Below are 25,424 nucleotides of genomic sequence, written 5' to 3'. Positions count from 1 at the left end.
AGTTAAAAAAATGAAACCGGCATGCCGGCTGATGGATGCAAAAGCCGGCCCCGCTGTGTTAAGGCAATTCGCCTGATGGCCGTTTAATTTGCGTCCCACCTGCTATCGGTTTGCCAAAGTCGGGACTGCCATCTTTTTTCCATTTAAATTGCTGCAGCCGGATATTTCTGTTCCAGTTGCCTTTAGCTTCTTTTTTGGAATGATACATGATCCACCATTCTGTACCATCGGGCGATGTAGTAAAACTGGCATGCCCCACCCCAAACACATCGGGTGTACCGCGAAATACCGGGCCCGATTTTATCCAGTTGCCCGCGTTAAGCGGTGTCCTGGTAGGATCGGCCAATTTTAACTGACCTAAGCGATATGATGGTAACCATGATTCACGGGTAGAATAAATGATGAAGATATTTTCATCGTGCTTTAGAAATTCAGGCCCCTCATTCAAGTTCAGGGGGCCGCCTGTTTCCCAGGTTTGTTCAGGCGATGATATTTTCACCCTGTCTGAACTGATCGTCCAGGGGTTACTCATTTTGGCTATGTACAGGCATTGCGGTGTTTTATCAGTAGTTGGATTATGCTCCCAGCCCGACCAAACAGCGTACAGTTGGTTATTAATAAACCCCACCGTTAAATCGATAGCCCAAAAAGTACCGGTCGGGTCGGTATGGTCATCGCCCGTCTTCAGCATGCCTTTGTCTGTATAAGCACCTTGCGGGTCATCGGTTACCGATTCCAGCACACCGCTGCGCTGATGTATAAATGGCGGGCCCGACTCACCGGCGGCATAATAAATATACCATTTGCTGCCAATATGGTGCACTTCCGGCGCCCACAGACAGGCCTTATTCCAGCCGGTTTTAGGCTGGTGCCATACTTGTTTAAACTCACCTGGCCGCGACAGGTATTTTGATTTACTAATGCTTACCCCGCCGCGTTTTTGCAGGCACATGTAATAATAGCCGTTATCCTTAATTACCCAAGGGTCGGCCCCATCGCCAATTATATTATTAAATGTCCTGGTAGTATCAGTAAGGTTATTATAAGGTTTGGTAGCGCGTACTTTTAAGTTTAGGAATAGTGACAACAGCACAAATGCACCTTTCATCATATTAAACATGCACTTATTCGTTCTTGGTTTTAGTGGCCGATAAATTCGGTTCTTCTGCATTTACATCCTTTCGCCAGCTAAAAAGCAGTTTTTTCAGTTCTTCAACTTTATCGGGCATGGTATTAACCAGGTTATGGTTTTCATCGGGATCATCTTTAAGGTTGTATAATTCAAAACGTTTATCAATATAAAAATTGAGCAGTTTATAATCACCTTTTCTTACCGCGCTCGCCATTCGCGGTTTCCAGTCACCCGTTTCCGATGGATAATGCCAGTAAAAAGTATCTCTATCCGGTTTTATGCCTTTAGTAAGATAAGGTATCAAACTAACTCCGTCTAATAGTGTTGCTGCGGGTTTTGTAATCCCCGCGGCTTCTAAAAATGTCGGATACATATCTATGGTCCAAACCGGCAGGTCTGATTTGGTATTGGGTTTAATTTTACCCGGCCAGCGTATTATAAAATCCTCGCGGGTACCACCCTCATATAACCAGCCTTTACCCATACGCAGCCCCCCGTTATTACCCAGTTTAGCCGGCGATCCGTTATCTGAATAGAAGATCAGGATAGTATTATCGTCCAGGCCATTTTCTTTCAGCGTTTTCATCACCAGGCCTACGTTATCATCAATACGCTCTATCATAGCCGCAAGGTATGGGTTATCTGTATGCGGCGCTTCGTGCCGCGAATCCGGGCCGCCAAAAACTTTTAACGCCATGCCGTCGCCATATTTATTATCAAATTTTTTCTTGTACTTATCTACCAACGCCCCGGGCGCATCAAGTTTGGTATGCACGCTATAAAACGCCAGGTACAGAAAAAATGGCTGCTGTTTATTCCGTTCTATAAAATTTTTAGCCTCCTGGCCTTGCCTGTCGGTAAGGTATTCACCAGGCGCCCCTGAAGTTATCGTACTTATTTTATCATATGGATAAAAATAATCACCATCGGCAATATATTGTGTTTCTGATGCTATTACCTCATCAAAACCATGTTCTTTTGGTCCGCCCGGGTGGTTTTTAAAATCCGTATCCAAATGCCATTTCCCAATTATTCCGCTATGATAGCCTGCCGTTGCCAAAGCCCTGTTTACAGTAACATACTTAGCGGGATCAAGGAACCTGGTGGTTTTCTCGGGCAAAAAATCGGTAATATGTACACGCGCCGGATATTGCCCCGTCATTAAACTTACGCGTGTTGGCGAACAGATAGGCGCTGCCGCGTAAGCCTGGGTAAATAACATTCCTTGTTTGGCCAGTTCGGTTAAATGGGGCGTTTCGTTAAAAGTGTTACCATAAGCATTTAATTCACCCCATCCTAAATCATCGGCCAGGATGAAAATAATATTCGGTTTCCTTTTTGCTCGCTGTGCAAACAGCGTACAGCTGAAACAGGTAATTAAGCATAACAAAACACCCGCAGTATACTTCATAACAATAAGTTAAAAGGTTATAATATAATTTGCAATATAATTAAACCCGGTATGTAAAAAAATAAAACACTGACATTGCTTTTCAAAGAAATTGCACCTCCGCGTTTTCATAAACCCGGCGTGACAGTATAAAAAACCATGATAACTACAATCCCTTGTATCGATCTTTCGACCCAAGGCTCTTTTAAACTTGATGAGGTAGAAGGAACGCGCCAAATGTCGAACTTGTTTGCTGATTAAGAGCTATTTTAGAAAAATAATACGGCCGCTCCGTCAATCGAGACATACTGCACAGCACATCCAATTATTAAATTAGCATTAGTTGATTTTATTTAACTTTACTACAGGAAAATATCCCTAATAATGCTTTATCATAAATGCACTGTAAATTATTGATCATACTTCCTTGTTATAACGAGGAGGCCTCGTTACCCCATTTGTTATCTGAACTTAAGGGTATGCAATTCCCTGTTCAATATCATGTAGAGGTCGTGGTAGTAAATGATCGGTCGAAAGACAATACCAGCAAGATTGCAGGCGATTATGATGCAACGATATTGGATTTGCCAATTAACCTTGGTATAGGCGGCGCAGTGCAAAGTGGATTACTATACGCCATGAAAAACAATTTTGATCTTGCCGTGCAAATGGATGGCGATGGACAACACCCCCCCGCCGAACTTTTTAAACTGCTAAGCTGTTATGAATCATCGGGTGCTAACGTAGTGATTGGGTCAAGGTTTATTACTAAGGAAGGGTTTCAATCATCTTTTACCCGCCGGTTAGGTATCAGCTATTTTTACTTTCTAAATAAAGTATTTACCCGTCGCAATATTTATGACAGTACATCCGGGTTCCGATTATTTGATAAAAAGGCTATCCAACTGGCGTCACTATATTATCCCGATGAATACCCCGAGCCCGAATCGCTGGTTTTCTTTTCGCGGGCGGGATTTATGGTTAAAGAAACGCCCGTTATGATGGCGCGCCGCAATGGTGGGGAATCATCTATCGGTAACTTTGCTTCCCTGTATTATTGCATTAAGGTAACAATAGCAATGTTTTTTTCAGCGATACGTAAAATATAATTATATGGCCAGGATACAGATCATTACTATTATTACAAGCCTTTTATTCTTGTTTTATATTTCCCGTTTAATAATTAAGGGAAGGTTGCGCGAAGAGTATGCTATTGTATGGTGTGTATGCACCCTGGTGTTGGTGATTTTTTCTTTTTGGCGAAACGGGCTTAATGTAATGTCGAAACTATTTGGCGTTTTTGAACCACCCAATCTGGTATTTACAGCTTGTATTTTTATTATCCTTATTTATTTACTGCACCTAAGTGTGGTTGCCTCAAAACTACATAAACATAATAAACAAATTGCCCAGGAACTGGCCCTGTTAAAACAGGAGCTAAAAGCGATAAAGGAGAAGGCCGTTAAAGATTAAGCAATTCATAGCCATAAGGGCCTCCGTTACAAATTTAAACATCAGTTCGTCGCCGCTTGTATCGCCATGAACAATATCTCGCTATGATGGTGCCGTGAAAATCAAAAGAACTATTCTAATCCAGACGCGGGAACCTGTTGTTTTATTTATCGTTTTTATGGGAATTTGCCTCTTGCAGGTTATTTTTCATCAGTTGGTTATTGGGATTTAAGGCAAGGCCTTTTTTTCCGGCTGCAATGGCTTTATCCCACTGCCCCAATTTATTATAGGCTGCGCAAATGTTATTGTAAGCAAGGTCATAATCGGGTTTTATAGCCAATGCTTTGTAACTCTCCTCAATACATTTTTGGTAATTTCCGCTGTTAAAATAAGCAAGGCTTGAGTTTATATAATCCTGCGCGGTTTTGGTTTGCGCCTGTTTATTTTCCGGTTGTACGGGAGTATCTGTTATACGAGCCTTTGCCTGCGCCAAATTATTGGCCGCTAATTGAAAATTGGGTTTTAAAGCTAATGCGTGGTTAAGCGCGTTTATAGCTTGGGTATATTGCCCTAACATGTTATAGGCCGAGCCCATATTATTATACGCTTCCGGAAAATCGCGTTTTAGTTTGATAGCTTCCTTACAGGCTTCAATGCATTTTTCAAACTGCCCTGCATTATAATATTGTAAACTCAGATCAAGGTATTTTTCAGCAGAGGGGGCCTGTTTTACAAGATCAGCTGTCAGGTCGAGTTTGTTTTTACGTTCAATAGCCGCATTCAGATAGTTTTTGGCTTCGATATTATCCGGCGACATTTGAAGGGTAGTAGTTGCCAAACTTTTAAGATCGTTCCAGTTGCCCAGGTTTTGGTAAACATCCATCAATATAATACGCGCGTATAAATTAGCGGGGGCTATGGCTATTGCCTTTTGCAAATTCGCCGCCGCATCGGTATAACGGCCTTTCTGATTTAAATACCTGCCATAATATAAATAGGGATCAGGAGAGGTACCGCCATAATAAAGGCTTTTTTTGAAGTTTTCTTCCGCTTCAGCATCGTGGCCTGTAGCAGCTTTTAATATGGCTATGTTGATATACAGACTTGGATAGTATGGTAACAACTTTAACGCCTTATTATAATAAATTGCAGCTGTTGCATAATCGCCCTGGGCCATTTTTGTGAGGGCATAGTTCATCATCCCGCGGCCATTATCGGGGCTTTTAATGGTAACGTCGTACCACAAACCCTCATCGGTATGCCATACTTTATTGCGCTGGTATGTAGCATAGGCATAGGATGCTAAGGCGAAACATAAAACAAAAATGAATGCAGCTTTATATCCCGGTACATTTTTGGAAAACCATGGCGTTACTTTTTTAGCCAATAAACTAATTGACCAGCCTAAACTAATACATAACCCTACAAAAGGGAAAAACATGCGGTGGTCATTTAATACTTCGCCCAAAGGGATAATACTTGATGTAGGGATCAAGGTGATAAAAAACCAAATAATACCAAAGCTTATAGGGCGCAGCTGTTTTTTTTGAGAGGTAACAAACGCTATCATTATCATCACCAAAATAAAAAGCATGCCCGTAAAAAAACGCCAATTTAAAATATCAGGCAGTAAATGCCAATCTGTATCCGCACTTAAAGCATTAGGCACAAAAAACATCTGGAAATAATGCAAAATAACAAAAGGCTGGGTAATCAAATACTGCAAAGGCGATGAGCCACCCGGCTCCCAGTTTTTAGGTGTTAGTTTAGCTTGCAGCCAGTACATTATTAAACAGCAAATAAACGCCGGCAGTGTTTTTTTGATGACGGCAAAAACTTGCTTAAATCGTTCTTTTTTAAAAGCGTCGTATAAGCTCAACTCTGTTTCAAAAAATAAGATATAAACAAACAATAACGGCGCAAACATAATTGCGGGAGGTTTGGCTAAGGCACCTATAATAACGGGTAACAAATACAAATAATACTTGCGCGACCGTGCCGAGTATTGGTACAAAACAAATCCGCCTACCACTCCCAGGGTCGATTGCAGATCGGCCCGGGCAATAACGTAATTAACCGTCTCGGCTACAGCCGGATGTAGTAAATACCAGGTAACTGAAATAAGGGCTATGTAAGTATTGCGCGTACTATCGGGCAGCGAAATACTAAACACCCTGATAAAAAACCAAACCATCAACAACCCTTGAAGTAAAAATAATATAAAGGTGGTAAGGTGAAAATAAAACAAGTTATAACCATGACCCAGCCAGTAATCAAACGCCAGTGAGGTAACTACAACCGGCCGGTAAGCCTGGTTTGGCGGATACGAACTGATGGTGCTGCCATCCTTAAAAAATAAAGGGATATTGTGAATATTACGGATATAAATATTGTTTTGAACAGTATGAGCATCATCAAAATGAAACTCGTTATGGAAATGGTTAGAATAGGTGCCGGTACACAATATTATCATCAGTAATATACCAAGCCAGAAGTGCCGTTTTTTCACTTTGAATAAGATTAAGTGGCTTAATATATTAATTTTTATCAGGTTAAAAAAACTGTTATTACCGCACTTATCTGCCCCGGTTATTTTGGATTCGTCCCGACATTTAGCGGCCAACATCGCTTTTTTTTAATTATCGAAAATTTGAAAGTGTTTTTTGTCTTCGTTTGGGTTTCGTTTTAATTAAAACAGGTATGCAATTAGGTAAGTAAATGGCATAAAGGTTAAATAATACACCTATGCGAAATATGAATAACTAATATGACAATAGATATTTTTCATTTTTTTTATTTGAAATAAATATTATTTTTTATATTTCAACTTCAAAAATATGAGTAAAGCCTTATCAAACCTGTTGTTATTATTGCTGGCAATATTTTGCTGTAACTTTGCCTTCGGGCAAACGTTAAACCGCACGGTTGTAAGCTCGGGCGGTGGGACGGCAACCGCAGGCAATATTATCCTGGCTTATAATATAGGCGAACCCACAGCTAATTTTTTGGTGAACCAGGCTGCGGGCCAGGCATTGCTGACTGGCTTTATACAGCCCGACTTTGATATAACCCTTACCGCACCCAATAATATCTCATCGCAATTGGTGCTTTTCCCCAATCCAACTCATACAGGTGTAAGCAAACTGGACTTTAAAAATATCCCGGATGGCAGTTACCAGGTAGATATTGTTGACGCCGTTGGGCATGTACTGTACACCAAGACGATTTTATACGCAAAGAACAATAATATTAATGTTGACCTGAATGTAACCAATTTTAAAGGCGGCACGTATTACGTGCGCGTGCGGAATGGCAGCGTACAGGGGCAATTAAAACTGATCAAACTTTAAACCATAAGTTATAGTGAAAAAACCTTTACTTATCACCTTATTCCTCTTGCTGTTTGCCTGCAGTGCTGTATTGGCACAAAGCCAAACATTTAAGTACCAGGCAGTAGCCCGAAATACCAACGGGACGCTGATAACTAATACTGCTATTAACGTCAGGATATCGATACGTAGCGTTAGTACTACAGGCAATGTTGATTATCAGGAAATTCAAAGCGTTACCACTAACCAGTTTGGTACCTTCAGTATAGATATTGGCGCGGGCACTGTGCAAAAAGGCACTTATGCTACTATCCCCTGGGCGGCATCACAAAAATTTATCCAAACAGAGATAGACTTGGGGCAAGGTTATGTTGATATGGGTGCCAGTAAACTGCTGAGTGTCCCTTACGCTATTTATGCATTTAACGCCACCGCAGGCGCAACGGGTGCTACCGGCGCAACGGGCCCAACAGGTGCTACCGGCGCAACAGGAGCAGCCGGAAGCAATGGTACCCCAGGTTTGCAGGGCTTACCCGGCGCTACGGGTGCTACAGGAGCACAGGGCATACAAGGAGTTACGGGAGCTACAGGTGCTACCGGGGCACAAGGCATTACAGGAGCACAAGGCATTACAGGAGCAACTGGCGCTACAGGTGCGCAGGGTATACAAGGTGCTACGGGCGCAACCGGGGCACAAGGCATACAAGGTGTTACAGGAGCAACTGGCGCTACAGGTGCGCAGGGTATACAAGGTGTTACAGGAGCTACAGGTGCAACCGGGGCACAGGGCATACAAGGTGTTACCGGCTCTGCAGGAGCCATCGGTGCTACGGGAGCACAAGGCATACAAGGTGTTACAGGATCGACTGGCGCTACTGGCGCTACAGGTGCTACCGGAGCACAAGGCATACAAGGTGTCGCAGGGTCGACTGGCGCTACTGGTGCAACAGGATCAACAGGTGCCACAGGTGCTACGGGAGCCCAGGGGCCACAAGGTAATACCGGTCCTGCTGGTGTAACGGGTGCTACTGGTGCTACGGGAGCACAAGGAGCTACCGGACCTACCGGCGCACAAGGTGTTACGGGATCGGTTGGTGCAACAGGAGCTACGGGTGTTACAGGCGCTACGGGTGTAACCGGAGCAACTGGTGCAACTGGTGCAACTGGTTCAACAGGAGCACAAGGAGCTACCGGACCTACCGGCGCACAAGGTGTTACGGGATCGGTTGGTGCAATAGGTGCCAATGGCGCTACAGGTGCAACGGGTGTTACAGGCGCTACAGGTGTAACCGGAGCTACAGGCGCAACAGGTGTTACGGGTGTTACGGGTGCTACTGGTGCAACAGGTGCTACTGGAGTTACGGGTGCTACTGGAGTTACAGGTGCTACTGGAGTTACAGGTGTAACCGGCGCGACAGGCGTTACGGGTGCAACAGGTGCTACTGGAGTTACAGGTGCTACTGGAGTTACGGGTGCTACTGGAGTTACAGGCGCTACTGGCGCTACTGGTGTAACCGGCGCGACAGGCGTTACAGGTGCCACCGGTTCTACTGGTGCAACAGGTGCTACTGGCGTTACAGGTGTAACCGGCGCGACAGGCGTTACAGGTGCCACCGGTTCTACTGGTGCAACAGGTGCTACTGGTGCAACAGGTGCTACTGGCGTTACAGGTGTAACCGGCGCGACAGGCGTTACGGGTGCTACTGGCGTTACAGGTGTAACCGGCGCGACAGGCGTTACGGGTGCTACAGGTAGTAACGGCGCTGCCGGTCCTACTGGCGCAACGGGTGCAACGGGTGCTGGATTTGCTAATGGTACTGCTGCTAACCAATTATATATTACTGGTAGTACTCCTTTTGCTCCTACCAGTCCGGTTACTACTTTGCCTACGGCGGCATTCCCGGCATTAACGGGCGATATTACAACTACCGCAGGTTCATTGGCAACCTCTCTTACAACTAATAGTGCAACTACGGGCAATAGGATAGTTACGGCTTTAGGGCAGGCCAACACCGGCACTATACCGGCGGCAAGGCTGGGTACCAGCTCCGGTTCGGCTACAACTTTCTTAAATGGTACAGGCGCATTTAGTTCACCCACCGCCGCCCCAAGTTTTTCTGTAGGTGCAACGGTAACTACCAACACTACTATTTCAGGCTCTTCCGTTGTATATCCGGTAAATGATGGTGTAACGATAACTCTCCCACTGGCATCAACGGCCGGGCAGGTAATTATATTGATAGATGCTACAGCTCAGTCAACAGGTATCACTATACAAAGACAGGGCAGCAATACCATAACCGATGGCCAAAGCGGAAGCGTTAATGTAACTTCAGTTGCTGGCTATGCCATATTCCGCTTGGTAAGTGATGGTGCCGGTCACTGGTACGGTTTCTAATAAATGGAAAAGATGTGGTAAAACAGCATGGTAATGAAATACTGTCCTGAAGTAAATGACTGTTGATTAGGATATTATAGGCCCCAAATTGGGGCCTTTTTTTGTGCATTATAGAAGAGATTGATGTTTTGACGAAGTCACCAAGGTAATCTAAATCTATTAACCGAACAGACTGCAACAAGGTTATGCGGATAATACCTGCCGCGAAACCCTGATTATTGCCTGTATAAATCTGGCCTAAATGTGGGGTATTTAGTACTCCGTTTGAGATTAGCTCCTGTTTCAAACTTGGATTGATCGAAACGAAAGTATTTAAATGTAAACAGATGATCATAAAATGCGCGGGAAGCTATTTTGCTCATTTTTGCGTCTGGCCGTTCATCCTCTTTATACCATCAAGCAAATGGTTAATAGCAACACATCCGCCAATGGACGATGACATACCAGCCTCTATGGCCTGCCCGTCCGGCACTACCAGCATATCGGCAATACCTATCACCAAGTCATCTGCAATTGTGGTACCGGGCCGCACAACGGCTCCGCCAGACCGGTTCATGGCCATATCCAGTAAGGCTTGCTGCCGGGGTATAATGGTAGGCTTGCCTGCCTGAATGATGATAGTGCTGTCGACAAACTTGGTTGATACGATCCCCCTGGCTACCACAGGCTGTTCGGTACCGTTGATGTAGCCACAGGTAAAAACCTCTTGTCCTTCGCTCACTTGGTTAAAAGTACCCAGTTTTAGGTAGGGTACCGCCGGGTGATTGGGGCTTGCCCAAATCAACAGGCAATAATCGTAACTAATGGCACCGAAATAATCTTTATTCAGTAGGTCAAGCAGTATGCCCACCTCGGCTTGTTTGCCGTCAGCAGTGGTCACTTTTATTTTTTTTAAACTGGTAATGGCATTGGTTTTGGGGTCGCGTACAATAGCAGGCGCTATGCTGTGCCAGGTCGTCAATATCAGGCCATCAGCGCGTACAAAAAATCCCGCCGATGGGCGCGGGTCTCCCTCTGTGTTAATTTTAACTGTACAAGCTTTGATGTAGGCTACCCTATCAGGCGTAAGCCATTGCCCCCTTGCAAATAGGGGCAGGCACAGCAGACAGTAGTATAACGTTTTTTTCATAAATTAATGATTCCGCCGGAACCATCGACATACAAATGCACAAGGTTTGATTTGTCAATGGCCAAAAAAGACTTACAAACCGTACCTACTGTCCGCCCTTCAGTTTGCCGGCAAAACTGTACCGCAGGGTAAAGCGCAGTGTATTTGCCAGGGGGCTGGTGCTTTGGCTGGCAATGAGGTAACTAAAATCAAGGCCAAACTCCTGGTATTTGTAACCCGCGCCTAGGGTAAGGTAGCGTCGGTCGCCTTTAGCGGGGTTTTCGTAAAAATAACCTGTACGTATGGCAAATTGCTTGTTATACATATACTCAATGCCTGGCGAGAAAGCGATCTCTTTCAGCTCTTCGCTAAACCCGCCCGGGGCATCTCCAAACGAACTGAATATGCCCGACACAATAGATTTGTTATCATCACTGCCACTGATGATATTACCCCCGGCATCCCTTATAGGCGGGGTAGGCACCAGCAGTTTGTTAATATCAAAGGCAAAAGTGAAGGTATTTAACTGGTCGATAGCAATTTCATCGGCAATGCCTATCCTAAGGTTGGTGGGCAAAAAATATTTATCTCCACCCGTATAATAATTTACTTTGGTGCCAATGTTGGAGATATGGATACCATATGAGAACTGCGCTTCGCGCTTAAACTGCTGGACAGATTTTTTATAGAAGAGGGAAACATCGGCTGCCAGGGCATTGCCCGCATGGCTGCCCGAGCTGCCCAATATGGGATCGGAACTAATAATGGCCGAGTGGATAAACCGTGCAGAGAGGCCTAAAGAAAGGTTCGCGCCAAACTTACGCGCCAGCGTAGCGTCAAACGAAAACTCATTAGGCTGGTACGATCCCAAAGGCACTTCGTTAGCATCATAAACATTAACCTTACCTAGGTTGAAATAACAAAAAGAGAAACCAATGGCGTTGCGCTCATCGATCTTTTTGGCGAAGTTAAGGTAAGCCAGGTTAGCGTCGGGTGCTACATGACGCAGCCAGGGGCTGTATGATAAGGAAATGTGATTGTCGTTATCTAAAAATGCCAGCTTCGAGGGGTTCCAGTGGGTATCAAACTCGGTCGGGGATAAGGCTGCCCCGGCATCGCCCATAGCACCGGACCGCGCATCGGGTGCGATGGTTAAAAAGGGCACGGCGGTGAATATCGAGTTCGACCCGCCACCGTTGGTATTGATACTTTGCCCGAGTGAAATATTAAACAATACCAACAAAAAAAACAGGGGACCAATAGATTTCATTGCGGCGGCATTAGGGCTTTTTATGTAATAAAACTAAATAATTGTGATAAACAGCAACTGTTAAAAATAATACTTTTTTCAATATAATAAGAATATATTTTTATAATATTTATTCTTATCGCGGGATGTTACTTTAAGCAAGATATTATTTAAAAAGCATAGCTTTTCGGCTATTAAATGGCTCACTGTGTACTTGCAAAAGTGTTATATTTAGTAAATTTTTTGCAATGGATTTGAATGCTTGTCCGGTATGCGCCAGGTCATTAAAACTTAAATATAAACTGAAATTTGATATTTATAAATGTGCCGGTTGCGGTCTGTATGTTGCTGATGCCCGTTTTGATCATTCATTTTCATCAAATGTAGATACAGCCGTGCGGGGTACCGGCCTGCGGGAATTGCGCACCGCAAATTTTGAGCTGATCATTGAAGAAATAAAACGCCTGTACCAATCAAACAGTACCAACATCAAGGGTTTGGAAATTGGCTGCGGCAATGGCTGGTGGTTAGCGGTTTGCAAAAAAAATGGGATAAACTGCGCAGGTATCGAACCCGAAACATCTTTTAAAAAAGGACATCAGGAGAACGGATTTGAGGTGACCTATGGCTTTTATCCCGATAAAAAAAACACAACAAAATACGACTTTGTTATTTTTAATGATGTTTTTGAACACATACCTGATGTGAATAGTTTGGCAGCATCGATAAATGCAGATTTAAACGAAAATGGTTACCTGATTATCAACATACCTTTAAGCGACGGTTTTTTCAGCAGATGTGCCCGGGTATTTAATAAACTCGGTATTAAAAGTTTTTTGAACAGGATGTGGCAGTTTGATTTCCATAGCCCACATTATACCTACTTTAATGCGGAGAACCTCAACCAACTTGTCAGTAAACATGGTTTTACAAAAATCAGCGAGTTTAGACTAAATACGCTGGACTTTGACCATATTAAAGAAAGGGTAACCACTGATAAAAAAGTTAGCCGGGTTACGGTGGCCATGGCTGCATTATTAAAGGGTGCTAAACCCCTAATAAATGCCGCCAAGCCTGATATAAAAGTGTTTTTCTTTAAAAAGACATCGTCTGAATGCTAAAGTTTGTTTTTTATTAGCTATGCCGCTTGCCTCAAACATATTTCTTTTTAGCATCGATTTGGAGGATGTTCGGAATTTATTACCCGAGGGGAAACTTTATCGCGAACGTGTGCCGCAAATGACCGGGCAATACCTGGCTTTTTTGAAAAAACACCAGGCCAGGTGCACTTTTTTTGTAGTTGGCGATCAACTGCGTGCTTACCCTGACCTAATTAAGCAAATTATAGACGATGGCCACGAAATAGCCTGCCATACCGATACGCACTTGCCTTTAAACAAGCTAACCGCACAATTATTCCGTGCCGATATGGACAGTTTCCTAAAATCGGCACACAAATTAAGTATAGGTAACATAACAGGCTTTAGGGCGCCAATTTTTTCGTTAACAGAACAAACGGCATGGGCTTACAGTGTTTTGAAAGAGTTTGGTTTTACCTATTCCAGTTCGGTGCTGCCTGCAAAAAACCCTTTATACGGCTGGGAAGATTTTGGTCCCGGTTTTAAATTGATAGATGGTATATTGGAAATGCCCATTACATTGCATCCTCTTTTTAAAACCCCGCTGGCCGGTGGCGTATATTTACGAATGTTCCCATTTTTTATGTTAAAAAGTCCTATTAAAAATCTGACCCAAAAGGCTATTCCGCTTCAAAGCTATTTACATCCGTATGATATCGATTGCGATCAGGAGAGGTTTATGCATCCCGGAATTAACAACAGTAAAGTTTATAACTACCTGATGTATTATAACCGCAGTTCGGTTTTTACCAAGCTGGAGCGCATTATGAACCTTGGGCTTACCATTATACCTTATAACGAATATCTTACCTCTGTTAATTTAAGCAATGTCTAAAATACTGGTTACTGACTGTTGGACACGGAAAACGCTATCAGCTGTGCGCTCACTGGGGCGTGAAGGTTTGATAGTTGACGCGGTTTCCCATACCCGCATAGCACCAGGGATATATTCGTCATTTGTGCGCCAATATTTCATCGTACCAGATCCCAAAAAAGACCCGGAAGGCTACCTGAGATCGATACTTGAATTACTGCAGCGTGAGCAGTATGCATGTATCATGCCATTTGAAGAATCGTCTATCGAATTGTTTTTAAACGCCCGTGCGCAAATAGAACAATACGCCAGATTGCCCATACCATCGGCAAAAGCCTACCATGCCGCAAATAACAAGTGGGAGGTGTTGCAATTGGCCAAAAAGTTAAATATACCCATGCCGCAAAGCCACCGGCCCGAAACTCCCGCTGAAGTAGACGAGGCTTTAAACGCACTGCAATTCCCCATCATTATTAAACCGGTAAGCAGCAGCGGGTCACGTGGTATAAAAAAAGTAACGAACAGACAGCAGTTTGATAAAGATTATGCCGAAGTTGTAAAAGCCTACGGTTACCCAATTATACAAGAATGCATTGATTGGCAGGGCGAGGGTTGCGGAGTTGGCATATTGGCACAGGACGGAGATATTCTGGCCAATTTTAGTTATAAACGCTTGCGCGAATTCCCGGTACAAGGCGGTCCCAGCACCCTGCGTGAAAGCACAGCCGACGATGAAACAAAATTGTATGCCGCCAACCTGCTGAAAGAACTGAACTGGGATGGTGTGGCCATGGTTGAGTTTAAACGTGATCCGGTAACTAAAGTGCCTAAGCTTATGGAAATAAACCCCAGGTTTTGGGGGTCGTTGGATTTGAGTTATGTTGCGGGAGTAAATTTCCCCTACCTGTTGTATTTGTTTGCCACCGGGCAGCAAGTTATGCAGCCCATTTACAAAACCGGGACTATAGGCCGATGGCTTTTGCCGGGTGATCTGGCGCATTTTTTAGGTAACCCCAACCGGTTTAAAATGGAGCCCTCATTCTTTAATTTTATTAATGATAATACTTATTATGATGACTTTAAAAAAGACGATATTAAAGGCAACATAGCTACTGTATTATGTACTATTGCGATGGTGTTTGACCCGGAAATATGGAAAATAGGTGTGTTTAGGAAGTAAATATTACAAAGCTTCTAAAGTGAGACGATGACAACTATCGTGCATATTTCAAATAAATTGCATAAAAAACGAAAGGCACAGTAATATCACTGTGCCCCTGTTCGACTTGTCGTCTTCGGTAGCGGGAACGCGTCAAAAGTCGAACCTTTTGGAAGATTTACAGGAGATTGAAAATGTTAAAGAATATATTAATGGCCTATTAAATATTTGACAATTTGATACATAAAATCCTAAATCCATTTTACATTTAATGTTAAGGAACTACTAAAACAGTATTTGCAACTTCGCGCTCACCGGCATGGTCGTACTTCTTGTTATCTGATGGATAATTGACTATACCATGGTCGGGTTCGCCCTTAATGTACATGGCAGATGATCCGCCACCATCAAGGTTAAGGGCGGTAACGCAGCCCAGCCAACGCATGGTTTGCTGAAGTTCTATAAGGTTCATCCCAGCCGATTCTTCGAAACGGCCATCAACTACCAATAGCATCGTTGTACCATCGGCTAGTTTGCCCACAGCGGTACGCGGGTGGCGTTTCCTGCTAAAGTCATCGGTTCCAATAGGCATATTCTTATTATCAATTATTAGCAAAGGCCCCGACGTCATGATATCACGGGCACTTATTGTATTCTCCCATTCAAAATTTAATGTATCGGGTTTTAAAATAGTCGCTCCGCTATCGCTTAGTGCAAGCACACCTAATTGGGGACGTCTGCGGGCAGTTTGTTTTGCGGCAATTTTATTAGGGGTAATCAAAATACCATCTTTACGCAGGTACGTACCGGATCGGTTGTAGGCCAGTTTAGAAGGTTCCAGTTTGGGCACATGGTTTAATTCTGGGTGGCTGTCAGGGTCGGCACCACGCATTTTAAAGAACGAACCATTAATGCCTGCCAGCGCATGGTAACGTTTGGCTTGCTGCGAGGTTGTTTCCAGCGAATCGGAGTACCCCACTATTAAACGTACACTTTTGGTATGCGCAGGTATAACGATGATACTGATATTCTCGTTTGCGCCAAATAAGCTATGATTGGTAAGGTGCGTGGTTTTCCAGTAAACTTTAGCATTTATTTTTTTAACCGACCAAGTGGCATGCACTAACGCAACAGAATCTGTTTGCGCGAATAAACGGATGCTTAATAATAACGCGCAAAGCAGCACGGGGTACTTTTTCATAGACGTACTTAAATAATGGAAGATATAAACATAATGATAAAAAGGGAGCCCCCGCGCAGGAGGCTCCAATATTCGTTTTAGTGACCGGCTATCACGCAAATAGCGTCCTGCATAGTAATTCGTTGCTGATAATATTGATCGTGTGGGGTACCGGGTATAGCGCTACAGCTTCCGTCCCAGTCGGGATAGTCAATTACAGAAATACCGCCGGAAACACCACCATTGTTACCCTCTTTAGCGGATGTTACTCCCATCATGTACATGCTTGATGAACCGCCGCCATCCATATTGATCGCCCACGTTGGATGAAAAAACCGCTGCACAAATTCTGTCGCATCGGCTGTAGTCATGCCGTACCTTGCAGGTGCGGTAACTGAACCTAACGCGTAACAATCATCTGTTGCCGTGCCACCATAAGGTATTTCTATCCCATCAATGCATATCAACAGTATATGATTGTTAATTATTGGTAAAGCAACAATACTACGTGCAGCTATAATATCACGTAAATTCTGAGGTGTGGTGGGGCTGGTAACCCCCCAATCAGTTTTGAGTAGCGTATTATTTTCAATTGGTACACTATTTCTGATTAATAAAGGTGCCCCAGACATCATATATGGCCTAAGTGTCGGGCTAAACGGATCCTGGTTCATATCGCTTTGTTCCATGCCGGGGTTGCCAGAAGCATCAACATAAAACATAGCATCATGATAATGCCAGTAACGTGTATGGTCACCGGCGTTTGCCCCCTGCGTCCATGAATCAGCCAACCAATAACTGGTGCCGCTATTGCGCAAATAGGCACAGAATTTTCCGTTACTACCTGTAGCGAATGTACCACTCATTGCAGCTATCACGTTGGTTGGGCTGCCTATAATATTGGATACCGTGGTATGGTTAGCCTGTACATCAATATGCTTGAAATCCAGGTGATTTACGCTCAAATCAATATCTATCACGTTAATGTTTTGCGATTTGTTGGTTGCAGCGCTTGGCAGATAAAACCTGTTTCCCCGGTATCTATACCATTTAACACCCGCATAGGTACTGGTATCCATGGGTGTCCATCCCTCCGTAAACTGAATAACACGTGTTTCAGGAGTTAATTTGCGTATGGTATGATTAAATGCATCGGCCACGTAAAAATTACCTGAGTTATCGATAGCTATAGAAGTAGGGGTGTCAAATTTGGTATTGAACCTCCCGTCAGTAGTGCCATTGTAGCCACCTGTTCCTGCAACCGTGTTTACATATGAGCCGGAGTTGCTTATACGGCGTATTTGATGGTAGCCAATATCGGTTACATAAATACAGCCATCGTTAGCTACCGTTACACCGTAAGGCTGGCCGAAAGTGGCTACGCCATTGTCGGCGTCTACATCGTAACTTGTTCCGGCTACACCTGCAAGCCTGTACACAGCCTTTGCTGTTGTAATTTTACGGATGCAATTATTATTACGGTCGGCAACTATAACGCTACCGGCAGCATCAATTGCCACACCTGAAGGGTTATTGAACTCGGCGGCTGTACCGGTACCAGCCAAAAAGCCAGCCGTGCCCGATCCGGCGTAAACCGAAGTGGTATAAGAGGAGCCACTGTGCGCAATTTTTTTAATGACATTGTTATGTGCATCTGCCACGTAAAGTGTCGAACCGTCCGATGTAACAGCAACATCGATAGGAAAGTTAAAAGAATTGGGGGCTGTGCCGCCGCCGGCGATAGTTGTTACTACACCTGCTGAGGTTATTTTACGGATACGGTTGTTGTCGCGGTCGGCGACATAGATGTTATTCGAGCCATCGATAGCTATCCTGATAGGCGAATCGAACCGTGCCGCAGTGCCCGTGCCATCAACTAACCCGGCTGTGGTTGACCCCGCAAACGTAGATACCACACCCGCCGGAGTGATTTTGCGGATAAGGTTATTGCCGCAGTCGGCAACAAACATATTACCATTCGAATCGAACGCTAAACCTTCGGGGGTATGGAAGGTAGAAGTTGAGGGCGTGGAGCCGTTTGTAGTACCATAAGTACCCGCAGTGCCAGCATAAGTAGACACATAGAAAGCCGAATCGTTGCTGGCTACAATGCCGTTTTCTTTAAGTTTAGGCGAGCCGAAGGCTGAACCTGTGGCGTCAACCGGTGTTACAGAATTTAAAGGTTTTTTGCACGAGCACATACCTATGGCCAATGCAAAACATACATAGATAAAATTTTTCATACGGTGTTTTAATTAGTGTTAGATGATTTAATAACATAAGTGCACATATATAGCAGCCGCTTGGTTATTTAGCTGCCGGGTAGATCGTAATTTGGGTATACCTCCTTTCTTTGGTTTACAATTTGATCCTGGTGCGTTCTAATTAATGGCCCCCCTTTTTAGTAGATGCAGGGTTATCTTAAATATTTTCGTAGTATGGGTTCAATAAGTGGTTGCAGTTTTTCTACAAAACGGAAACTACCTAAGTCATTCGGATGAATACCATCGGTGCTGCCCTCGTGGTCGTCGCCTAAAAAGCCATTGGTATCGAGGTAATAGAAATCTTTGGTTTTAATTTTTAGCAGATTATGGGCAATACTATCTATGGCCATGTTCTGCGCTTTTACCATAGCATTAACTTTGGCATCAACAAAGCTTTGTTCGCGCACAATGCTGTTCAGCATGATGATGGGTTTACCGGGATGTGCCGCTTGTATGGCTTTGATCATATTCAATGCGCGCTCTTTCACCACCGCATCCGATGAGTTGGGGATACAATCCAATATGTACGCATCAGCTTTAACATCATTAAGCATAGCTATAACCGCTGGTTCCATTTTTGCACTACCACTGACACCGGCATTTATAAAATCGAACCCTAAACGGCGCGATAGTGCGGCCGGATAGGCCAAGCCGGGGCGACTCGCCGAGGCTCCTTCGGTAATGCTTGAGCCATACACTAATACGCGCTTTTTAGTTTCGGGGCGCGATTTGATGTAACTACCCGAGTCGATACCTATTTCAAGACTGCTCAATTCGGAATAGATGGGCAGGTACAGGGTGAAACTTTTTTCGCTGTTATCCATATTTTCCACCAATACACCATTGCTACAATCTTTATCCGGCCGCCCTACACCTGAATATTGCCACTTGCCATTTTTGTGTACATACAGATCTAACCCTTTACTGGCTATTGGTGTAAGATTGGGGTAGGTAACGGGTTTGTTTACGCACCATTTGGCGGTAATACTGGTACTATTAGTACTAAAGCAAACCGCTAACCCTGCTGAATAGGTATACAAGCGTTTAACAGCAGCCGGCATTGCTTTGTAGTTAACGGTATCAACTCGTTGGAAGGGTTGTACTGTTGTAAACATTTTACCCGATGTATACAGCGTGGCGGCATTAGTATAAACCTGCTTTTTGGCTTGCGCTTGCAGGTGGGAAGGTACCGCGGTTAATAAAATAATGAAGGCCGTCGCTGTTAATTTGCGGCCAATGCCAAACATGATTGATCGTTTCATATGAAATTTAATACAATAGGTTATCCGTTCGCGCCTGTTTTCGACCTGATGAAAGAGGCTAATTGGGCGGCGTTACTTAAACCTTCCCGGATTTTACCAGGAAGGTTTGTGATCTTTAAAATTGGATAAGATTATTGCCCGAGTGGAATTCTATTTCCAACCAGGGTTTTGAACAATTTTGGGGTTTAACGTAATATCTTCAGATGGTATAGGGTATAAATAATCCTTATTCTCATCAAAAGTAATGGTGATACCTTTTAGTGGGAAGAAATTGCCCGAGGTGCCATTGGTAAGCGCTTTTTGCGTGACGTTAACAATGCTGGATGTGCCAGTCGGTGCGCCGGATGCGTTGCCATTGTGCAGGTAAACATCGGTTTTGCCATCGTTATTAAAATCAAACGCTCCCAGGCTTGGAAAATAGATGCCTAATAGCGGCTGTTCTATTTTTTTACCTTCTTTCCAGCGCATCAGGTCATCCCAGCGCAGGCCTTCGTTAAACATTTCAATGCGGCGTTCACGACGGATTTCCAAAATAACCCCTTTATTCGCACCCTTATCTACGTTAGGATACTGGGTCAGCAAAAATGGGTCGGGACTGGCATTTGCCGCAGCCATGTTCATGTTTGGCATGCCGGCGCGCGCACGCAGTAAGTTCACAGATTTATCCAGATCGGCCTGGGTTAAAGTGCCCAATTCAGCTTTCGCCTCAGCATAAACCAATAAGGCTTCAGCGTATCTGAATAAGATAAAGTCTGCGTAACCTCCGTTAGACACCCATTGATCACGTGTTGAAAGCGCTTTAATAACCCGGTAACCGGTAGTAGTAATGCTCAAATTAACAGGCTCGCGAGCGGTTTCGCCGTAGGCCGCAAAGTCGGGGCCGGCGGTGGTTTGGGTCAGGCGCGGGTCGCGATTTTGCATTTCATCGTAAAATTGCTTGGTTTGATAATTAGGGATGTCTGTAAAACGTGTGCCATCTTTCATCAGGTAGGTGTTTATCATATCCTTAGGGATCCCGTAGGCGCCACCGGTAGCCGAGGTCATAAAATAGTTTACACCGTTTGTGGGCGGAAAAGTTTTGTTATAATCCCGCGCTAAGATTGTTTCTGTAGCATCCTGATCTATACGGGCAAAGTAATCTCGGTAGGCGGTAGCCGGGCCACCAGCTGTATATAGTTTGTAAGCCCCCGAACTGATCAATGCATCGGCAGCCGAAACAGCTTCGTTAAGCATGGTTTGATAATTGGCAATACCATGATATTTGCGCCACGTACCCTCAAACAAACAAATGCGGGCTTTTAAAGCCAATGCGGTGTACCCGGTAATGGTGTTAACCTGCACAGTTTTAGGGATGTTGGCAATAGCGTAGTTAATATCGGCCAGCACGGTATCCATCACCACCGTGCGTGAATCACGTGCACGGTAAAGATCTGGGTCATCCGCAGTTAACACATGTGTGTATAGGGGTACATCGCCAAAAGTTTTTACCTTATCGTAATAAAAATATGCTCTGAAATAGCGGGCTATACCGCCATATTTTTGCTTTGCAGCAGCATCGGGACATTTACCATAATTTGCCAGAAAATAGTTTATCGAACGTAAAGCGGCAAAATTCCAACCGCCTGATCCACGCGCTACAGGCGTAACCCGGGCGCCTTTTACACGGTCGGTAGCCAGCAGGGGCAATATGTTGTCAGACGATGCATCATCTGTGTAAACAGTATATACAAGTCCCGACGAAACCGGTACCAGGTCATAAAAATCGTTTGTGTACACCTGCAGGTCCGTAGCATTGTTAAAAAACGTCTGTGCGTCTATTTTATCAGGTGGTGTTACATTAAGGTAGTCTTTTTTACAGCTTACGGCGCCAATGGTAATTAAACCAATTAATGCCATGTATATCTTCTTTTTCATCTTTTTTAAGGTTATAAAGTAATGCTTAAACCAAGTGAATAAACTTTGCCTAACGGATAAGATTCGCCGGCACGGGCTATTGCACCCGAACTGGCACTGGTATACACGTTTTGTGGACTTGAATAATCAATGCCCGAGCCTGCAGTTTCCGGGTCGATGTATTTTGTAAGGCCGCCAAAGCTCCAGGTAAATAGGTTTTCGCCAGTGAAGTATACACGTAACCTATCAATGCCAGCTTTTTTGGTCAGCTTTAAGGGGAAGGTGTAGCCTATGGTTAGGTTTTTCACCCGTAAATAACCTACATTGGTCAGGTAATAGTCGTTAATCTCGCCCAATGACCGTAAAGTGCCTAATGAAGCATAGCCCCTTACCGCCTGCGGATAAGTATTACCGGGATTCTCTGGCGTCCAGGCATTGGTGATTAAGTCTTTACGGATAAATGAAAGATATGGCCTTTCGTATGGCCCCCAGTAAATATCACCGGTTGGATACCAATCCTGGTGCATAACACCTGTACCTGCTACCATCACATCAAAATTTTTCCAATCGGCGCTGAAGTTAAAGCCGAACGGAAATTTAGGCATTACGTTACCGATTTTAACCAGGTCGCCATGATCGGCAACGGTGTTTTTACCTTTATTGATAGCACCGTCACCATTAACATCTACGTATTTAATATCACCGGCATGCAGGCCTTTCCATTGTGCGTTTTGCACAATGTTTATCTCGTAGTTGTATACTTGGCCTAATGATGTTGCCGGGTTTACAAACTTAGCCTGATAGGCTGCCGCCTCCGCGTCCGATTGGAACTGTCCATCAATGTGGTAGCCATAAATATCGCCTAATTTCTGGCCTTCATAAAATGCGCTCATTAAGCCGCTTGGGTTAGGATATTTCGTTATTACACCTACAAAGTTGTAAAGGCTGAATGTGGTTTTAAGGCGCAACGGAGAACCAGCCAAATCAAAGTTGGTATTGTAGCTTAATTGTAGCTCGAACCCTCTATCGCGCAGGCTGGCAATATTTTCTTTGGGCTCTGAAGCTCCGAAAACCGATGGCAACGGTTGGCCGGGAACATACATACCCGATACGTTTTTCTCATACCAATCGAACGACACATTAAAATGATCGTTAAATAAGCCAAGGTCGGCACCAAAATCTATCGTTTTTGAATTCTCCCAGGTTACCACACTTGGCAATGGCGCAGGGGCGCCTACATAGTTAAGTTTTGCTCCGTTAGCTAACCAAAAAGTTTGGCCGGCCGAAAGGATTTGCGAGAAGGTATACAGGTCGATGTTCTGGTTACCCAACTGGCCATATGATCCCCTCAGTTTTAACGAACCGATAGCCTTTTGCAATGGTTTGAAAAAACCTTCGTGACTAACGTACCAACCGGCTGATACCGATGGGAAGAAACCATAGCGACTGGTTATGGGGAAGCGGGAAGACCCATCATACCGGCCGTTAATTTCTAATAAATATTTGTTTTTATAATCGTAATTAAACCGGCCAAAGTATCCCCGAATAGCCCAAAGGCTGCCATTTCCTGTCGCCTGCAATAAGTTAGTACCCAGGTTCAAACTTGATAAATTGCTTACCAGTAAGTTTCCCTGTTCGGCGGTAATGTTATCGGCACTAAAGTCTTCCTGGTTGTAACCCAATAGCAATTTAAAATGATGGGCATCATTAAATAAGCTTTTGCTGTAAGTACCATATATGTTCAGCGCATTGTAATAGTTGCGGTTACGCTGTTCGGTGAGGGTGTTTAAACCTACCGTCTGTAAATTCGCTTTTAGGGTAGTTAAATAAGTAATAGGGTTTTCGCGTGTGGTAACAGCGGCGTGATTAACTGTATTGCTATAGTCAAAGTTAAACACCAGGTCTTTAATTGGTGTTAAACGCGCGCTAAGCGTATTTACAAATTGCTCTGAATAAGTTTTTTGAAAGCTGCTTTTATCGCCCAAAGCGGCAACTTCGCCATAACCGTTAAAATCGTAAGGTACGCCATCTATACTGCTGGGCATAAACGGGAATAAAAAGTAATAAGTATTACCATTGTAAATGCCGGTTGAACTAACATAGCCTGCTTTAGAACCGCCATATTCCGTCATGTCGGCGGTGCTTACCTGTATGTTGTCAGAAATGCTGAGCCATTTGTTAATGTTGTAGTTCAAGTTGCCTTTGATATTGTATTTAATAAGCTTAGCGTCAACATTAGCCTGTATGGTACCAACATTGTAAGCCCGGCCCGATAAATAGCCCTGCACCTTATCGTTACCCCCTGAAATAGAAAGATTGTGTGTTTGCGATGGCTGCCATTTCCTGAAAAGCATATCGTACCAATTGGTTTTACCAAAAAATTTGTAGCTACCATCGGCTTGCTTTTCGTTAAAAGGCGCTAAAGTACCATCGGCTACCTGGCGCTCTTTGGCGTAATCGGCATCGGTATAGTTGGTGTAATTAGTGCCATTATACCCTGATAAGAAAGCATCGACGATTTTGCCGTATTCGTACGGGTCAGAGATATAATCGGTGCGCACAATTGGCGTGGTGCGGCCAAAGTTATTGGTATAGTTAACCACTGTATTACCAGCTTTGCCTTTTTTGGTGGTAATCAATATCACACCAAAAGAACCGCGGGCACCATAAATCGCAGCCGAAGCCGCATCCTTTAAAACGGTTACCGTTTCGACGTCCAGCGGGTTTACTCGGTCGATATCGCCTTGTATACCATCAATCAATATCAACGGTGAGCCACCGTTTACCGAATTAAAGCCACGAATATTGATATCGGGTTTATCGCCCGGATTACCCGTATTGGCCTGGATATTTAAACCCGGTAATAACCCCTGCAAAGAATTGGCAATATTTGGGGTTGGATGATAACCCAGATCCTCACTTGATATTTGGGCGACAGCGCCGGTTAAGTTCACTCTTTTTTGTGTGCCGTAACCTACTACCACTACTTCATTTACCGCCTTGATATCTTCCAGCAATACCACATTACTTAAACTGGGATCGTTAGCGGCAATCTCCTTTGAAACATACCCCGTATAAGTGATCAATAAAATATCATCAGCCGGGATGTCTTTGATCTCAAACGTACCGTTCACATCGGCAACCACAGCTTTGTTCGATTTTTTTGAACGTATAGTAGCACCGATTAAAGGCACCCCCTTGCTGTCTATAACCTTGCCCCGCACGGTAATAGGGGCAAAAGCGGCTTCAGCCATTGCGGCGGTAACCGGCCTTTGCTGCAGTAAAATAGTTTTATCCACTATTTTATAGCTTAGCGCGATGTTTTTGAAACATTCGGTCAATGCGTCTTCAATGGAAGCATCACTAATATGGATATTAACTTTTTGCTTAACGTCTTTTGAATCGTAAAAGAACACATAGCCAGACTGCGATTCAATGGCTCTTAATACCTTTTTTAATGGCGCGTTATTTTCATCGAGCGTAATACGCTGACTGAAACTTTTTGCGCTAACCTGCACCAATGCCAAAACAAGGAAAAGGGTAGTTAATTTCATCACCATCAATAATTTAGGAGGGAGCCACACCTTGGGCATAGCTTTAGTAAAAACATAAAATTTCATTACTTTTGTAAAGTTTGGGTTAATGACTTGAAATA

At 44.0% G+C, this 25,424-nt stretch carries 18 protein-coding genes; 8 read left to right on the top strand and 10 right to left on the bottom strand.

From position 1 onward, the window contains the following. Nucleotides 1-58: 58 nt before the first annotated feature. The gene (locus IRJ18_RS20595; protein ID WP_228072975.1) at nucleotides 59-1,111 is read right to left on the bottom strand and encodes a glycoside hydrolase family 43 protein; all 1,053 of its coding nucleotides are present in this window, start codon (nucleotides 1,109-1,111) and stop codon (nucleotides 59-61) included. 13 nt (nucleotides 1,112-1,124) lie between these two features. Further along, nucleotides 1,125-2,543, bottom strand: coding sequence for a sulfatase (locus tag IRJ18_RS20590; RefSeq protein ID WP_194108161.1), 1,419 nt, complete (start codon nucleotides 2,541-2,543; stop codon nucleotides 1,125-1,127). A 377-nt stretch (nucleotides 2,544-2,920) separates the two neighbouring features. Here IRJ18_RS20590 and IRJ18_RS20585 point away from each other — a divergent pair, with 377 nt between their 5' ends. Next, nucleotides 2,921-3,631: a glycosyltransferase family 2 protein gene (locus IRJ18_RS20585; protein WP_194108160.1), complete on the top strand. Its 711-nt coding sequence runs from the start codon at nucleotides 2,921-2,923 to the stop codon at nucleotides 3,629-3,631. A 4-nt stretch (nucleotides 3,632-3,635) separates the two neighbouring features. After that, nucleotides 3,636-3,995, top strand: coding sequence for a DUF2304 domain-containing protein (locus IRJ18_RS20580; protein ID WP_194108159.1), 360 nt, complete (start codon nucleotides 3,636-3,638; stop codon nucleotides 3,993-3,995). A gap of 142 nt (nucleotides 3,996-4,137) precedes the next feature. On the opposite strand, the gene IRJ18_RS21260 is transcribed toward IRJ18_RS20580, so the two are convergent. Next, complete coding sequence (locus IRJ18_RS21260) at nucleotides 4,138-6,483, bottom strand: tetratricopeptide repeat protein (RefSeq protein WP_194108158.1); 2,346 nt, start codon at nucleotides 6,481-6,483, stop codon at nucleotides 4,138-4,140. Nucleotides 6,484-6,811: 328 nt separating this feature from the next. Here IRJ18_RS21260 and IRJ18_RS20570 point away from each other — a divergent pair, with 328 nt between their 5' ends. Further along, on the top strand, nucleotides 6,812-7,324 hold the full coding sequence (locus IRJ18_RS20570) for a T9SS type A sorting domain-containing protein (RefSeq protein ID WP_194108157.1): 513 nt from the start codon (nucleotides 6,812-6,814) through the stop codon (nucleotides 7,322-7,324). Between the two features lie 13 nt (nucleotides 7,325-7,337). After that, complete coding sequence (locus IRJ18_RS21255) at nucleotides 7,338-9,701, top strand: beta strand repeat-containing protein (RefSeq protein WP_317174116.1); 2,364 nt, start codon at nucleotides 7,338-7,340, stop codon at nucleotides 9,699-9,701. 358 nt (nucleotides 9,702-10,059) lie between these two features. On the opposite strand, the gene IRJ18_RS20560 is transcribed toward IRJ18_RS21255, so the two are convergent. Both IRJ18_RS20560 and porV read right to left on the bottom strand, forming a co-directional pair. Then, nucleotides 10,060-10,830, bottom strand: a complete 771-nt coding sequence (locus IRJ18_RS20560) for a S1 family peptidase (RefSeq protein WP_194108156.1) — start codon at nucleotides 10,828-10,830, stop codon at nucleotides 10,060-10,062. Nucleotides 10,831-10,915: 85 nt separating this feature from the next. After that, entirely contained in the window at nucleotides 10,916-12,079 is a 1,164-nt protein-coding gene (porV, locus tag IRJ18_RS20555; RefSeq protein ID WP_194108155.1) for a type IX secretion system outer membrane channel protein PorV, read from the bottom strand. Nucleotides 12,080-12,306: 227 nt separating this feature from the next. Between porV and IRJ18_RS20550 the strand changes: the two genes are divergently transcribed. The 3 genes from IRJ18_RS20550 to IRJ18_RS20540 are packed head-to-tail and all read left to right on the top strand — an operon-like array spanning nucleotide 12,307 to nucleotide 15,191. Beyond that, nucleotides 12,307-13,179 (top strand): class I SAM-dependent methyltransferase, encoded by an 873-nt coding sequence (locus IRJ18_RS20550; protein WP_194108154.1) that lies wholly within the window; start codon nucleotides 12,307-12,309, stop codon nucleotides 13,177-13,179. Nucleotides 13,180-13,198: 19 nt separating this feature from the next. Next, nucleotides 13,199-14,032, top strand: coding sequence for a DUF3473 domain-containing protein (locus IRJ18_RS20545; RefSeq protein ID WP_194108153.1), 834 nt, complete (start codon nucleotides 13,199-13,201; stop codon nucleotides 14,030-14,032). Beyond that, a complete protein-coding gene (locus tag IRJ18_RS20540; RefSeq protein ID WP_194108152.1) occupies nucleotides 14,025-15,191 on the top strand; it encodes a carboxylate--amine ligase in 1,167 nt (388 codons plus the stop codon). Before IRJ18_RS20545 ends, IRJ18_RS20540 begins: the two co-directional genes overlap by 8 nt. 253 nt (nucleotides 15,192-15,444) lie before the next feature. On the opposite strand, the gene IRJ18_RS20535 is transcribed toward IRJ18_RS20540, so the two are convergent. The 3 genes from IRJ18_RS20535 to IRJ18_RS20525 all read right to left on the bottom strand — a co-directional run bounded on the left by IRJ18_RS20535 (nucleotide 15,445) and on the right by IRJ18_RS20525 (nucleotide 19,876). Next, complete coding sequence (locus IRJ18_RS20535) at nucleotides 15,445-16,371, bottom strand: phosphodiester glycosidase family protein (protein WP_194108151.1); 927 nt, start codon at nucleotides 16,369-16,371, stop codon at nucleotides 15,445-15,447. Nucleotides 16,372-16,448: 77 nt separating this feature from the next. Next, entirely contained in the window at nucleotides 16,449-18,593 is a 2,145-nt protein-coding gene (locus IRJ18_RS20530) for a phosphodiester glycosidase family protein (protein WP_194108150.1), read from the bottom strand. A gap of 173 nt (nucleotides 18,594-18,766) precedes the next feature. After that, nucleotides 18,767-19,876 carry an SGNH/GDSL hydrolase family protein gene (locus tag IRJ18_RS20525; RefSeq protein WP_228072972.1) on the bottom strand — a complete coding sequence of 370 codons (1,110 nt, stop codon included), beginning with the start codon at nucleotides 19,874-19,876 and terminating at the stop codon, nucleotides 18,767-18,769. Between IRJ18_RS20525 and IRJ18_RS21175 the strand changes: the two genes are divergently transcribed. Beyond that, the gene (locus IRJ18_RS21175; RefSeq protein ID WP_262893298.1) at nucleotides 19,877-20,005 is read left to right on the top strand and encodes a hypothetical protein; all 129 of its coding nucleotides are present in this window, start codon (nucleotides 19,877-19,879) and stop codon (nucleotides 20,003-20,005) included. A gap of 21 nt (nucleotides 20,006-20,026) precedes the next feature. Here IRJ18_RS21175 and IRJ18_RS20520 read toward each other — a convergent pair whose 3' ends face one another. Further along, nucleotides 20,027-21,790: a RagB/SusD family nutrient uptake outer membrane protein gene (locus IRJ18_RS20520; RefSeq protein ID WP_194108149.1), complete on the bottom strand. Its 1,764-nt coding sequence runs from the start codon at nucleotides 21,788-21,790 to the stop codon at nucleotides 20,027-20,029. An 11-nt stretch (nucleotides 21,791-21,801) separates the two neighbouring features. Continuing rightward, nucleotides 21,802-25,389: a TonB-dependent receptor gene (locus tag IRJ18_RS20515; protein ID WP_228072970.1), complete on the bottom strand. Its 3,588-nt coding sequence runs from the start codon at nucleotides 25,387-25,389 to the stop codon at nucleotides 21,802-21,804. Nucleotides 25,390-25,424 lie beyond the last annotated feature (35 nt).

The sequence above is a fragment of the Mucilaginibacter boryungensis genome (genome assembly GCF_015221995.1).
In the GTDB taxonomy this organism is placed as follows: Bacteria; Bacteroidota; Bacteroidia; order Sphingobacteriales; family Sphingobacteriaceae; genus Mucilaginibacter; species Mucilaginibacter boryungensis.
Note: the sequence above shows the minus strand (reverse complement) of the source record. Positions and strands in the feature narration are given on the sequence as shown.